Raw genomic sequence first — 13,000 nt, forward strand, 5'->3', positions numbered from 1 at the left:
ATCCCGCAGGGTCCGAGCGGGCGCAGCACAGGGGCCACCAGACCGCGTCCGACGAGCGGATTCGGCGGCTCCGGTTAGGCTGCTGGCATGCCAGGCACGGTCGGGCGGACCCCCGCTCCCCCCTCCACCGTGGCCGGTGCGCCGCCGACTCCGGATCCCACGGTCGGGCCACCGGCCGACCTCCGCTGGCCGGACACTCCGCTGGGTCCGCCCGGCCGCTGGGACCCGGCGCTGCGGGCGGTCGTCGACCTGGTGCTCTCCGCCCCGGTGCCGATGGCCCTGGCGTACGGCGCGCAGCTCGCGCTGGTCTACAACGACGGTTTCGCGGAGCTGATCCCCGCCAAGCATCCGCAGGCGTTCGGCCGGCCGGCGGCCGAGGTCTTCGCCGAGGTGTGGCACGTGCCGGGCGTCGGCGACGTGATCGAGCGGGTCTACCGGACCGGCGAGCCGTTCCTGGAGCGGGACGCCCCGCTGCCGCTGGTCCGCGACGAGGCCGGGATCCCGGAGCAGACCCTCTTCACCCGCGGCTACTCCCCGGTCCGGGACTCCACCGGCAAGATCATCGGAGTACTCACGGTGGCCGCCGAGGCCACCCAGGTCACCCAGCGTCTACAGAATCTCAGCGAGCTGGCCTCGGCGCTGGCCGGGACGCTCACCCTCGACGACGTCGCTCGGGTCACGCTGCGTAACGCCGTCTCGACGTCCGCAGCCGACCAGGTCGAGTTCGGGGTGGACGACGGCAGCGGCTGGCGGCTGGTCCGGCGGATCCGGGGCGAGGTGCTGGACGAGGCCGACGAGCGGCTGCCCCCGCTGTGGCGCCGGCACACGGCCGACTCGCCCGCCCCGCTGGTGCTGGCCGCCGACAGCGGTAAGCCGAGCTTCGCCAGTGACGGCCAACCGCTGCTGCACAGCGCGGTCGACCGGCACGACGAGAAGATCCGGGCGCTGGCCGCGCTGCCGCTGCGTACGCCAACGCTGCGCGGCGGGCTGACCGTCGGCTACCGGCAGCCGCACCGCTGGCCGCCGGCCGAGCGCGCCCTGCTGGCTGCCTCGGCAGAGCTGGTGGCCCAGGCCGCCGAGCGGGCCCGCCGGTTCGAGACCCAGCACGGCACGGCGCAACTGCTCCAGCGCAGCATGCTGCCGGAGCACCTGCCCGACCTGCCGCTGCTGCGGATCGCCGCCCGCTACGACGCCGGGGTCGACGGCAACGCGGCCGGCGGCGACTTCTACGACGCCTTCGCGCTGCCGGACGGGCGGCTGGCGGTGGTCCTCGGCGACGTGGCCGGGCACGACGTGCAGGCCGCCGCGCTGATGGGGCAGGTACGCGCCGCGCTGCGGGCGCTGGCCCTGAGCGACCCCGATCCGGTCGGCGTACTCGCCGGGCTGGACCGGCTGGTGGCGAGCCTGAGCGCGGAGGCGCACAGCGACGAGCTCTTCGTCACCGTGGTCTACGGGCTGATCGAGCCGGAGACCGCCCGGCTGACCATCGCCAGCGCCGGCCATCCCCCGCCGCTGATCCGGCGCGGCTCCCCCGGCCAGCCCGGCACCGCCCGGTATGTCGAGGTGCCCCCGGGGGTGCCGCTCGGGCTGCACGGGCGGCGGTCGGCGGTCACCGTGGAGTTTCCGCCCGGCGACACGCTGCTGCTGTTCAGCGATGGTGTGGTGGAGCGGCGGCAGCGGAGCCTGACCGACGGGTTCGAGGCGCTGGCCGGCACGGTGGCTGGGGCGGCTACCGGCGACCCGCGTACGCTCTGCGCGCTGGCCAGCGGCGCGGTGCCGGGCAGCACCGACGACGACGTCGCCGTCCTCGCCGTCGAGCACGCGAGCACACCCAGCCGGTCGGCGAGCATGGAGGTGCCGGCGGAGCCGACCGCCCCGGGCCGGGTACGGCACTGGATGACCGGTCAACTGCACCTGTGGGGGGTGCCCGAGCAGGTGGTCGGGGCGGCGGTGCTCTGCACCAGCGAGTTGACCACCAACGCGCTGCTGCACGCCGGCACCGCCGCCCGGGTGGAGATCGACCTCAGCCCGGAGCGGTTGCTGGTCTCGGTCGCCGACAGCGGCACCCGGGGCGCGGTGACCCGGGCCCGGACCGAGAAACTGAGCAGCCGGGGCCGGGGTCTCGGGCTGATCGAGCAGCTCAGCGACGCCTGGGGGACCGATCCGACGGTACGCGGCTCGACGGTCTGGTTCGAGATGATGATTCCCGGGGCGGCCGGCACCGGCGAGCGGCCAGGCGGCTGACCGCCGCACCCAGGCGTGCGGAGTACCCCGGCGGGGAAAGGCTCCCGGGGTGGATCTCTCGGCTACCTCGTACGCGTTGATCGGCCTGGCCGCGCTGCTGGCCGGCATCCTGCCCCGGGTGCTGGAACGGCGCCCGCTCTCCATGCCGATCGCCTTCCTCGGCCTCGGCATGCTGGTGTTCCTGCTCCCGCTCGGGCTGCCCGAACCGGATCCCGTGACCCACGCCGGGATCACCACCCAGCTCACCGAGATCGGCGTGATCGTGGCGTTGATGGGCGCGGGACTCAAGATCGACCGTCCGCTCGGCCGCCTGCGCTGGTCGTCGACCTGGCGGCTGCTCGCGGTCGCGATGCCGCTCTGCATCGCCGCCGTGGCGCTGCTCGGCTGGTGGTGGCTGGGGCTGGCGCCGGCCGCCGCGCTGCTGCTGGCCGCCGCGCTGGCACCCACCGACCCGGTGCTCGCCTCGGACGTGCAGGTCGGCGAGCCGACCGACGTCGAGGACAACGAGGACGAGGTGCGGTTCGCGCTGACCGCCGAGGCCGGGCTGAACGACGGTCTCGCCTTTCCGTTCGTCTACGCCGCCATCACGATCGCCACGGTCGGGCTGGCCCCCGGCGACTGGCTGGCGCGCTGGCTGACCGTGGACGTCGGCTACCGGATCGTGCTCGGGGTGGCCGGTGGGCTGCTGGTGGGCTGGCTGCTCGGCAAGCTGTTCTTCCGGTCCCGCTCGGAGCGGCTGCGGCTGGCCCGGCACTCGGAGGGCTTCCTCGCGCTGGCCGCCACCTTCCTGTCGTACGGCCTGGTCGAGCTGGTCGGCGGCTACGGCTTCGTCGCCGTCTTCGCCACCGCCCGGGCGATCCGGGCGGCGGAGCGGTCGCACGAGTACCACCAGGTGTTGCACCACTTCGCCGAGCAGGTCGAGCGACTACTCACCGTGCTATTGCTGCTGCTCCTCGGCGGCGCGGTGGTCACCGGGCTGTTCGCCCCGCTGACCTGGCCTGCGGTGGCGCTGGCGCTGGCCCTGCTCTTCGTCGTCCGCCCGCTGACCGGCCGGCTGTCGCTGCTCGGCGCGCCGGGCCGACCCGCCGAGCACTGGGTGATCGCGCTGTTCGGGATCCGTGGCGTCGGCACGTTCTACTACCTCGGGTACGCCACCACACACGCGTACTTCCCCGGTGCCGATCTGCTCTGGGCGACGGCCGGGCTGGTGGTGGTCGTGTCGGTGGTGGTGCACGGGGTGGCCGCCACCCCGGTCATGCAACTGCTGGACCGGCGGCTGGACCGCACCTCCGGGCCGGCTTCCGGCGACCCGGCGCCGGGCGGCCGGCCGGTGGATGTCCCGACGCCACGCGCGCCCGCTGCGGCGGGTGCGAGCGCACCGACCTCCCCCGGGCCGGACGCCCCGGCCCGGAACTGACCACCCCCGCATCGCGGCCCGCCCTCAGCCCGCTGCTCGCGGGCCTGGTGATGGCCCCGCTCCTCAGGTGGCCAGACCCGCGCATCGGGTGGACCGGCGCCCGCTCGTCAGCTCCGGCCTCGCTCGTCAGGCGGGTCGGACCCCGGGCGTCGGGTGGGTCGGACCCCGGTCGTCAGGTGGGTCCGGCCCCGGTCGCCGGGGCGGGACCGGTCGCCGGCTCCACTCGGCGGTGCATGTGCAGCCGGATGGCGGTCGAGGTGCTGTCGGTGTGCACCTGGACCAGGTCGCAGAGATAGTTGACCAGCAGCAGACCGCGCCCGGTGTCGCTGACCGGCGATGGCGGGAGGCGGCCGGCGAGCCGGTCGGTCAGCACGCTCGATCCGGTGATCTCGCAGACCAGCCCGTCCTCGTCCAGCCAGACCCGGGCCACCGCCGGCCGCCCGGAGTGCACCACGGCGTTGGTGGCGATCTCGTTCGCCGCGACCCGCAGGTCTTCGACCTGGTCCGGGGCGAGCCCCGCCTCCCGGGCCAGCGCGGCGACCATGGCACGCATCCCGGAGAGGCCGGCGGCCTCGAAGAACAACATGGACGCCGTCGACGGCGGGGTCGGAAAGGGCAGGTTGAAGGCGTCGACCACACTCTCCGGGCGGCCGTATCCGGCGCTGGCCTGCCGGTCACCGTCGCGGATCAGGAACGGGTGGGTGCTCGCCGCGTCGGCGATCACGTCCACGTCCAGCCGCACCGCGTCGTACGGGCAGAGCACACTGACCGGCCGGCCGGCGAGGGCGATGTTGATCAGGGCCTCGTGCTGTACGCACCGGGGATAGGCCAGCACCGAGCGGCCGGGCCAGATCGGCTCCCCGACGACGCGTACCCGGACCGGTGCGTGCTCCTCGACGAAGGCGTGCAGCACTCCCGGGATGATCCACCCCGGGTTGCGCCCCTCCCGGGCCATGTCGACGAAGCGCAGTTCGGTGCTGGCGCCGAGGGCCGTGCGCAGCAGGTCGAGCCGGCTGCCGGGCACCGCGATCAGCACCGGCTCCCCGGCCGCGAGCCCGGTCTCCACGAAGGAGCGGATGCCGGTGACGTAGTCGTCGTCGCTCCGGTAGAAGAGGGCGTCGTGCCGCAGCGTTCCGGCCGCCGGCCGGGCGGCTGGTTCGGATGTCATCGCCCGCCCGTCGCACGCCACGCGTTCACTGCCCACCTCCGCCAGCAGCGTACGCGGCATCGGCAACGTCTGGCCACGCAGAGTCAGCGGACCGGTTCGCCGCGGTGCTGCCGCCCTCCCGTCCGGTGGGACGGTCGGCGGGCAGGGCCGCCGAGACGGCTCCGTCCACACGCCGATGACCTGCGGCGATGACCGACGACCGAAACCAGGGCTTCACACGGACGCAACATGGCCTTACCGTGGTCGATGTCTATGGGAGCGCTTCCAGCGATGCCCCTCGATCTCCCACCGCCCCGAAGGGAGTACCGCATGCACCTCAGACCCGCGCTCGCCGCAGCCGGTGCCGTCGCCGTCACGGCACTCGCCGCGACGACAGCGGTCGGTGTCGGCCTCTTCAACCCCACCCCGGCCAAGGCCGCCGACTCGGCGTTCTACGTCGACCCGGACACCAGCGCCGCACGTTGGGTCGCCGCCAACCCCAACGACTCCCGCGCCGCCGTCATCCGGGACCGGATCGCCAGCGTCCCGCAGGGCCGGTGGTTCACCCAGAACAACCCCAGCACCGTACGCGGTCAGGTCGACGCCTTCGTCGGCGCCGCCGCCGCAGCCGGAAAGATCCCGATCCTGGTGGTCTACAACATCCCCAACCGGGACTGTAGCGGCGCCAGCAGTGGTGGCCTGCCCAACCACACCGCCTACCGGCAGTGGATCGACCAGGTGGCCGGCGGCCTGAACGGGCGACCGGCGAGCATCATCCTCGAACCCGACGTACTCGCGCTGATGTCGGACTGCATGAACTCCTCTCAGCAGGCCGAGACCCAGGCGTCGATGGCGTACGCCGGCAAGGCGTTCAAGGCCGCCTCCAGCCAGGCCAGGGTCTACTTCGACGCGGCACACTCGGCCTGGCTCACCCCGTCGGCGATGGCCTCCCGGCTGGTCGCGGCGGACATCGCCAACAGCGCCGACGGGATCTCGGTCAACGTCTCCAACTACCGCACCACGGCCGAGTCGGTCAGCTACGCCAAGGCGGTGGTCGCGGCCACCGGCGCACCGAACCTGAAGATCGTGGTGGACACCAGCCGGAACGGCAACGGCCCCGACCCCCGTGGCGAGTGGTGCGACCCGGCCGGTCGGGCGATCGGCACCGCGAGCACCACGGAGACCGGTGACCCGGCGGTCGACGCGCTGTTCTGGATCAAGCTGCCGGGCGAGGCGGACGGCTGCATCGCCGGTGCGGGCCAGTTCGTCCCGCAGCGTGCGTACGACCTGGCGATCGCCGCCCCCAACCCGCCCACCGTGCCGCCGACCACCCGGCCGCCGACGACAGCACCGCCGACGACCCAACCACCGACCACCCCACCGCCCAGCACCCCGCCGGCCGACACCAGCTGCCGGGTGACCTGGACCGCCAACTCCTGGACCGGCGGATTCACCGCCGAGATCCGGGTGACGAACAACGGGCCGGCGGTCAACGGCTGGACCCTGACCTTCACCGTCGGCGCCAACGTCCGGTACAGCAACGGCTGGAACGGCGTCTGGAGCCAGTCCGGCAGCCAGATCAGCGTCGGCAACGTGGCCTGGAACGGCTCGCTGCCGACCGGCGGCACCACCAGCGTCGGCTTCCAGGGCACCTACAGCGGGACCCTGGCCACGCCGACCGGCTATGCCCTGAACGGAAACGCCTGCACGAGCTGACCCGTCCCCTCCGGCCGGGTCGCCGCCCGCCACCTGCGGCGGCGACCCGGCCCCCCCCCCCCCCCCCCCCCCCCCCCCCCCCCCCCCCCCCCCCCGGGCAGACCGCCCCTGACCTGGCCGGGCGGGCCGCGGCCAGCGACCCGGCCGGACGATCGGAATGGTGATGACGAGATGACGGTCGCCGGACAGCGGCAGCGACCGGTCGGCCACCTGCTGCGCGAGTGGCGCGAACGACGCCGGCTCAGCCAACTCGAACTCGCCATCCAGGCGGACATCTCCACCCGGCACCTCAGTTTCGTGGAGACCGGCCGGGCAATGCCGAGCCGCGACATGGTGCTCCGGCTCGCCGAGCAACTCGACGTGCCGCTGCGCGAGCGCAACCACCTGCTGCTGGCCGCCGGGTACGCACCGATCTACCCGCGTACCCCACTGGACTCCCCGGCGCTGGCCGCCGTACGCGCGGCGGTCCGCCAGGTGCTCACCGCCCACCAGCCCTATCCGGCCATCGCGGTGGACCGGGGCTGGTATCTGGTCGAGGCGAACGCCAGCATCGGCCTGTTCACCCAGGGCGCGGCGGCCCCGCTGCTCACCCCGCCGGTCAACGCGCTCCGGCTGGCCCTGCACCCGGCCGGGCTGGCGCCCCGGATCGTCAACCTCGGCGAGTGGCGGGCGCACCTGCTCGGGCGGCTCCGCCGGCAGGTCGCGCTCAGCGGCGACGCCGAGCTGACCGACCTCTACGACGAGCTGCGGGCGTACCCCTGCGACCAGCCGGAGCCCGAGGTCGAGCTCCCGGGGCCGGGTGAGGTCGTGGTGCCGCTGCGGATCCGGGACGGCGACCGGGAACTCGCCTTCTTCAGCACCGTCTTCACCTTCGGCACCCCGCTGGACGTCACCGTCGCGGAACTCTCCGTCGAGTCGTTCTTCCCGCTCGACGACTACACGGCGGCGGCGGTCCGCTCGGCCGCCGAGCAGGAGGAGCGCCGGGTGGGCAGCGCCCCCGCGCGCTGACCCTGCGACGGTCTGCCCCCACGCCGACCTTCGACGGTCCCCGCGCGCTGGCCCTGCGCGATCGGCGGTCCCACCCATTGTCGGCAGAACCGGACAGCACGCCCGTCCGGGCCCTTCCGTTTACCGTCCGCCAGAGCGGGTTACCGAGTGGGGCAGGCGGGGAATCGAGCCGTGACGAAGGAGGCTGATTCATGATGTCCAGGAACCCGACGGCGGCCTGGCGGTCCGGTATGCCTGGTATGCCGGGTGTTGCCGGAGGCAACAACCTACCCGCCGGGCCATCCGGCGACCAGTTCAGGGCGCCGAGCAGCGACGGCGGGACGGCCCCCGGGCAGCAGTCCACGGTGACGGTCGCCTCGTACCCGGACTACCCATCGGCGCAGTACACCGTGGACTTCCTCTCCGACAACGAGTTCCCGGTCGAACGCGCCGCCATCGTCGGCACCGACCTCACCCTGGTCGAAACGGTACTGGGCCGGATGACGACCGCCCGAGCCGCGCTGGCCGGTGCCGCCACCGGTGCCTGGTTCGGGCTCTTCATCGGCCTGCTCTTCGGCATCTTCACAGTCGGCAACTGGTGGGCCGTCATCCTGGTGGGACTCGCCATCGGTGCCGTCTGGGGCGCGATCTTCGGCGCCATCGCGCACGCCATGACCGGCGGCCGGCGCGACTTCACCTCGGCCAGCAGCCTGCGGGCCAACCAGTACGCGGTGACCGTCGACGCGACCTTTGCCGACCAGGCGCGACAGCTTATCGGCCGGATGAACTGGCAGGGTGGGCAGCGGCCGGCCGGCGCCATCGGCTGACAGGGCGCCGGCATCGCCGTCGAGCGTACGGCGCCGGCCGGGTCGGTCAGTGGTACACGCGCTCGCCGGCCCGGACCGGTGCCGCGATCCGGTTCTCCTCGGGAGCGAGTGGGCAGGCCCACCTGTCGTCGTAGGCACAGGAGGCGTTGTAGGCGTAGTTGAAGTCCAGCCGTAGCCGGCCTCCGGGCAGCACGATCAGCCCTCGGCCGTAGGTGCCCTTGACCGTGTCGGTGAGATAGCGCCCGCCGCCGTACGTCTCCCGGCCGGCGGTGCCGTCCCGGAACGGCAGGAAGAGTCCGCCGCCGTACGCCTCGATCCACCAGAGGGTCAGCGGCCCCCATGGAGTCTCGGCGATGCCCGAACGGCGGTAGTGCACCACGCCGTCCGGCCCGCCGGTGTCGATGCTCAGCGTGCCGGCGGCCGGGCGTACCGGTACGTCTACCACGGCCGACGGCTCGGGCGGAAAGTAGCGCAGGCCGGTGAAGCCGGCCCGCTCGGCCAGCGGGATCGGCGACTGCGGATGCCCGGCGAAGAGGGCATCCCGGGCCGCCCGGAATCCGGCCAGGTCAAGGTCGGACAGGTAGAGCCTGGTCACCTGCTCACGCCAGTCCGCCAGCTCCAGTTCCTCCACCCGACCGAGCCTAGTGGCGGTGGTCGGCCGCGGGTGGCGGCGGGCCCGGTCGACAGGTAGTTCAAACATGCAGGGCCCTTTCTGTGCTGTCCTCGGCTGTGACGGTGCTCGTACTCGGTCAGGTGTTTCAGATTTTAAATAGTGCTACCCTCGGCACATGGGTGAAGGTCTGGACGCCGAGCGGCTGGCCTGTTGGCGGGCGTACATCGAGTCGAGCCAGCTTCTGCTGAACCGGCTCGAGGACGAGCTGCGCGCCGCCAGCGAGCTGAGCCTGGCCGACTACCACGTGCTGGTCCTGCTCTCCGAGGCACCCCGACAGCGGCTCCGGATGGGAGAGCTGGCCAGCCGGCTCGTCTTCTCGCCGAGCCGGCTGACCTACCAGATCTCCTCGATGGAACGGCGCGGCCTGGTCGCCAGGCAGAGCTGCCCGGAGGACCGCCGGGGCAGCGAGGCGGTGCTGACCGCCGCCGGGCTGCTCACCCTGCGCGAGGCCGCGCCGCAACACGCGGCCTCGGTGCGCGGGTACCTGATGGACGACCTCGACGGGACCGAGGTCGCCTGCCTCACCCGGGTCTTCGACCGGCTGGCCGGGCGGTTGAAGACGGACGACGCCACCCCGACCCCTGAATCCCCCGGCAGCGTCAGCGTCAAGGAGAAGTAGCCATGCCCGCGATCACCGTCGACGACGTCCTGGTCCTGCCCCGCCTGCGCCGGCTCGCCGCGACCACCGCCTACCGGCCGGTCCGCCGGCTGGTCACCGCGCCCAGCGGGTACGAGGGCGAGGGCTTCCCGGTCCGCCGCGCCTTCGCCGGGGTGCCGCTGACCGAACTGGATCCCTTCATCCACCTCGACCAGATGGGTGAGGTGGATTATGCCCCCGGCGAGCCGAAGGGAACCCCGTGGCATCCCCACCGGGGCTTCGAGACGGTCACCTACATCATCGACGGGATCTTCGAGCACCAGGACTCGCACGGCGGTGGCGGCACCATCACCGACGGCGACACCCAGTGGATGACGGCCGGCGCCGGCCTGCTGCACATCGAGGCGCCCCCGGAGCACCTGGTGATGAGCGGCGGCCTCTTCCACGGCCTGCAACTCTGGGTCAACCTGCCCCGGGCGGCCAAGATGAACCCGCCGCGCTACCAGGACATCCGAGGCAGGGAGTCGGCCCTGCTGACCACGCCGGACGGCGGCGCGCTGCTCCGGGTGATCGCCGGCGAGGTGGCCGGGCACACCGGCCCCGGTTCCACGCACACCCCGATCACCGTCACGCACGTGACGGTGCAGCCGGGCGCCGAGGTGGAGCTGCCCTGGCGGTCCGACTTCAACGCTCTGGTCTACGTGCTCGCCGGTCGGGGCACGGTCGGCGCCGAACGCCGCCCGGTGCACACCGGCCAGCTCGCGGTGCACGGCCCGGGCGACGCCCTGCGGTTCGCCGCCGACCAGCGGCAGGAGGCGGCGACCCCGGCGCTGGAGGTGTACATCATGGGCGGCCAGCCGATCCGGGAGCCGGTCGCGCACTACGGGCCGTTCGTGATGAACACCCGGGCCGAGCTGGTCCAGGCGTTCGAGGACTACCAGGCCGGCAGGCTGGGCGTGATCCCGGCGCACCGTACCCCGCACACCGACGGAGCCGGACCACGGCCGTCCTGACCCGCTCCGCCACGCCGCCGCGACGGCACGAGTTCGTCGCCGGTGGACCCCGGAACGACACACCGCGTCAACGATGTGTTGACAAACTGCTCGCCCGGCCGGGACCATGCGCGAATGCGACCCGAGAACCGGCCCGGCGACGAGTTCCCCGACAGCATCTCGCCGCAGCCCTCGTCCACCGGACCCGACCGCGGTGCCCCGCCGACGATCGGGCCGGCGGACGAGGTCGACCGGCAGCTCGCCGCGTACGCGGCCGTGCTGGCCGCAGCGTCCGGGACCGGTGCCGGCCGACCCGAGCCACTGGCCGCGTTACGGCTGCTCGGCGGGTTGCGGGCCGGGCTGGACGAGGCGGAACGGCGGCTCGTCGAGGCCGCCCGGCAGCAGCGGGCGAGCTGGGCCCAGATCGCCACCGCGCTGGGACTGGCCAGCCGGCAGGCAGCCGAGCAGCGCTGGGTACGGCTCTCGGGCGCGGCGACCCGCGACCCGTCCCGGGTACGAGTCGAGCGCAAACGTCAACAGTCCGTTGACAGCACGTTTGGCGTGCAGATCAGCCGACTCCGCGCGGCAGTGGTAGCCGTGCACCGGCAACTGGGCGCGGAACCCGACCGGGACGACTGGCATCCCCGGGCCCGACTCGCGCGTACCACCCTAGGGCTGGCCGGCTCCGCCGATCCCGGCGGGCTGTACGCGCTGGCCGCCCAGGCCGTCGATGACCTCGAACGGGTCCCGGCCGAGCAGTTCGGCGGGGCACTGCCGGACGCACGGGACCGGCTCCGCCGGGCGCTCGACCAAGCCGCCCCGGCGCCCGAGCCGGACCAGTCCGAGGACCCGATCACAAGTTGAGTCGACCTGACTGAAGTTCTGGTTGACACAGTGCGACTGACCAACCGAAGATGTGAGTCTCTGTGACTCAATCCTCGGAGGTCCGACCGTGCGTACGGGACGGTGGCGCAGCCCGGAGCAGCGCAACACCCTGCTCTTCGTCGGCATCTCACTGAGCTCCGGATTCGGCGGTACCGCGCTGAACGTGGCCGCCGGGGTCTGGGTACTCGACCTCTCCGGCTCCAGCAGCCTGGCCGCGCTCACCGGCCTCTGCCTCTTCGCCCCGACACTGCTCGGCCCGGCCCTCGGCGCACTCGTCGACCGGATGCCCCGCAGGCGGTTGATCGTCTGGACCCACCTGCTCACCGCGGTCGCCGTACTCTCGCTGCTGGCGGTCCGTACCGACGCCCAGGTCTGGCTCGTCTACGCCGTGATGCTCGGCTACGGCACCAGCCTCGTCCTGGTCGACGCCGCCGACAACGCCCTGCTGCCCGCCGCGCTCCCACCGGCCGCCCTCGGCGGGGTCAACGGGTTGCGGACGAGCGCACAGGAAGGCGTGAAACTCGTCGCCCCGCTGGTCGGTGCCGGACTCTTCACCTGGCAGGGCGGATATCCGGTTGCCGCGCTCACCGCCGGCACGCTGGCCCTGGCCGCCGGCCTCTACACCCTGCTCCGGATCGGTCCGCAGCTCCCGTCGCCGCGGGCCGGCTCCACCGGCGGCCGGTCGGGACGGGCCGATCCCGCCCTACCCCCGGCACCGGAGCCGGCCGCCGAAGGCGGTACGCGGCGGCGGCCGGGCCGGAAGTGGCGCGTCCCGGCCGGTGTCGCCGTCCTGTGCCGGGATCCCGCACTGCGGACATCCGTACTGGTCGGATCCGTCACCATCGCGATGTCCGGGCTGACCACCGCCGCCGTCTACACCGTCGTCACCGAGGACCTGCACCAGCCCGCCGCCTTCGTCGGGGTGCTCTCCTCGGGGCAGGGCGCCGGATCGTTGCTCGGCGGCCTGGTCGTCGGCCGGCTGCTGCGTACCCGGGGAAGCCTCGCGGTCGGCGTACTCGGCGCCGCCCTGTTCGCGCTCGGCACCCTCGGCCGGGCGGTCCCCTGGTCTCCGGCGGCGGTGGCGTGCTCGGTGGTGGTCGGGATCGGCCTGCCCTGGACCCTGGTGGCCGCCGTGACGGCGGTGCAGTCCCGGACTCCCGAGGCGTTGCTCGGGCGGGTCTCCGGCACCGTCAACACCCTGCTCTTCGCACCGGTCGCGGTCGCCACTCCGGTGGGGGCGGCCCTGGTCCTGCCGGACCACCGCCTGCCACTGGTCGTCGCCGCCGTACTCTGCCTCGGCGTCGCGCTGGCCGCGCTCCGGTCGGCCCGACGCGCCCGTCGAGCCGGTACCCCGGAGGGCCCGGTCACGCCGCCGGTCGACGCCGTCCCGGGCCCGCACGCCCCGGACGGCGCCGGGGTCGGCACCGTTCCGGACGGGGGCGTGCCGGTCCGCTCCTGACCGGACGGGGAGTGCGACCCGCCAGCTGCCGTGCCGGGGGCCAGCGGGTCCCATC

11 protein-coding genes are annotated in these 13,000 nt (G+C 73.5%); 9 read left to right on the plus strand and 2 right to left on the minus strand.

Going from position 1 to position 13,000, the window contains the following annotated elements; translation table 11 throughout:
• Window positions 1–87: 87 nt before the first annotated feature.
• Entirely contained in the window at window positions 88–2,244 is a 2,157-nt protein-coding gene (locus ACSMXO_RS30555; RefSeq protein ID WP_346261759.1) for a SpoIIE family protein phosphatase, read from the plus strand.
• A gap of 49 nt (window positions 2,245–2,293) precedes the next feature.
• Window positions 2,294–3,661 (plus strand): cation:proton antiporter domain-containing protein, encoded by a 1,368-nt coding sequence (locus ACSMXO_RS30560; protein ID WP_455414818.1) that lies wholly within the window; start codon window positions 2,294–2,296, stop codon window positions 3,659–3,661.
• 172 nt (window positions 3,662–3,833) lie between these two features.
• Here the strand turns inward: ACSMXO_RS30560 and ACSMXO_RS30565 are convergent, their stop codons facing one another.
• Window positions 3,834–4,829 carry an anti-sigma factor RsbA family regulatory protein gene (locus ACSMXO_RS30565; protein ID WP_455414819.1) on the minus strand — a complete coding sequence of 332 codons (996 nt, stop codon included), beginning with the start codon at window positions 4,827–4,829 and terminating at the stop codon, window positions 3,834–3,836.
• 309 nt (window positions 4,830–5,138) lie between these two features.
• Between ACSMXO_RS30565 and ACSMXO_RS30570 the strand changes: the two genes are divergently transcribed.
• The 3 genes from ACSMXO_RS30570 (at window position 5,139) to ACSMXO_RS30580 (ending at window position 8,338) form a co-directional block, all read left to right on the plus strand.
• Window positions 5,139–6,524 (plus strand): glycoside hydrolase family 6 protein, encoded by a 1,386-nt coding sequence (locus ACSMXO_RS30570; RefSeq protein ID WP_455414820.1) that lies wholly within the window; start codon window positions 5,139–5,141, stop codon window positions 6,522–6,524.
• A gap of 171 nt (window positions 6,525–6,695) precedes the next feature.
• On the plus strand, window positions 6,696–7,532 hold the full coding sequence (locus tag ACSMXO_RS30575) for a helix-turn-helix domain-containing protein (protein ID WP_455414821.1): 837 nt from the start codon (window positions 6,696–6,698) through the stop codon (window positions 7,530–7,532).
• A 194-nt stretch (window positions 7,533–7,726) separates the two neighbouring features.
• Window positions 7,727–8,338, plus strand: coding sequence for a general stress protein (locus ACSMXO_RS30580; protein ID WP_346261788.1), 612 nt, complete (start codon window positions 7,727–7,729; stop codon window positions 8,336–8,338).
• Window positions 8,339–8,384: 46 nt separating this feature from the next.
• Here the strand turns inward: ACSMXO_RS30580 and ACSMXO_RS30585 are convergent, their stop codons facing one another.
• Entirely contained in the window at window positions 8,385–8,969 is a 585-nt protein-coding gene (locus ACSMXO_RS30585; RefSeq protein WP_346261764.1) for a DUF1684 domain-containing protein, read from the minus strand.
• A 157-nt stretch (window positions 8,970–9,126) separates the two neighbouring features.
• On the opposite strand from ACSMXO_RS30585, the gene ACSMXO_RS30590 reads away from it, so the two are divergent.
• The 4 genes from ACSMXO_RS30590 to ACSMXO_RS30605 all read left to right on the plus strand — a co-directional run bounded on the left by ACSMXO_RS30590 (window position 9,127) and on the right by ACSMXO_RS30605 (window position 12,945).
• Entirely contained in the window at window positions 9,127–9,630 is a 504-nt protein-coding gene (locus tag ACSMXO_RS30590) for a MarR family winged helix-turn-helix transcriptional regulator (RefSeq protein ID WP_455414822.1), read from the plus strand.
• 2 nt (window positions 9,631–9,632) lie between these two features.
• The gene (locus tag ACSMXO_RS30595; protein ID WP_455414823.1) at window positions 9,633–10,622 is read left to right on the plus strand and encodes a pirin family protein; all 990 of its coding nucleotides are present in this window, start codon (window positions 9,633–9,635) and stop codon (window positions 10,620–10,622) included.
• Between the two features lie 114 nt (window positions 10,623–10,736).
• Window positions 10,737–11,465: a hypothetical protein gene (locus tag ACSMXO_RS30600; RefSeq protein WP_455414824.1), complete on the plus strand. Its 729-nt coding sequence runs from the start codon at window positions 10,737–10,739 to the stop codon at window positions 11,463–11,465.
• A gap of 88 nt (window positions 11,466–11,553) precedes the next feature.
• Entirely contained in the window at window positions 11,554–12,945 is a 1,392-nt protein-coding gene (locus ACSMXO_RS30605) for an MFS transporter (RefSeq protein WP_455414825.1), read from the plus strand.
• Window positions 12,946–13,000 lie beyond the last annotated feature (55 nt).

The organism is Plantactinospora sp. DSM 117369 (assembly GCF_053764795.1).

Bases quoted from the DNA above. Each gene is read 5' to 3' on its own strand.
- ACSMXO_RS30555 (WP_346261759.1), top strand. From the start codon at position 88: ATGCCAGGCACGGTCGGGCGGACCCCCGCTCCCCCCTCCACCGTGGCC.
- ACSMXO_RS30565 (WP_455414819.1), bottom strand. From the start codon at position 4,829: ATGACATCCGAACCAGCCGCCCGGCCGGCGGCCGGAACGCTGCGGCAC.
- ACSMXO_RS30570 (WP_455414820.1), top strand. From the start codon at position 5,139: ATGCACCTCAGACCCGCGCTCGCCGCAGCCGGTGCCGTCGCCGTCACG.
- ACSMXO_RS30575 (WP_455414821.1), top strand. From the start codon at position 6,696: ATGACGGTCGCCGGACAGCGGCAGCGACCGGTCGGCCACCTGCTGCGC.
- ACSMXO_RS30580 (WP_346261788.1), top strand. From the start codon at position 7,727: ATGTCCAGGAACCCGACGGCGGCCTGGCGGTCCGGTATGCCTGGTATG.
- ACSMXO_RS30590 (WP_455414822.1), top strand. From the start codon at position 9,127: ATGGGTGAAGGTCTGGACGCCGAGCGGCTGGCCTGTTGGCGGGCGTAC.
- ACSMXO_RS30595 (WP_455414823.1), top strand. From the start codon at position 9,633: ATGCCCGCGATCACCGTCGACGACGTCCTGGTCCTGCCCCGCCTGCGC.
- ACSMXO_RS30600 (WP_455414824.1), top strand. From the start codon at position 10,737: ATGCGACCCGAGAACCGGCCCGGCGACGAGTTCCCCGACAGCATCTCG.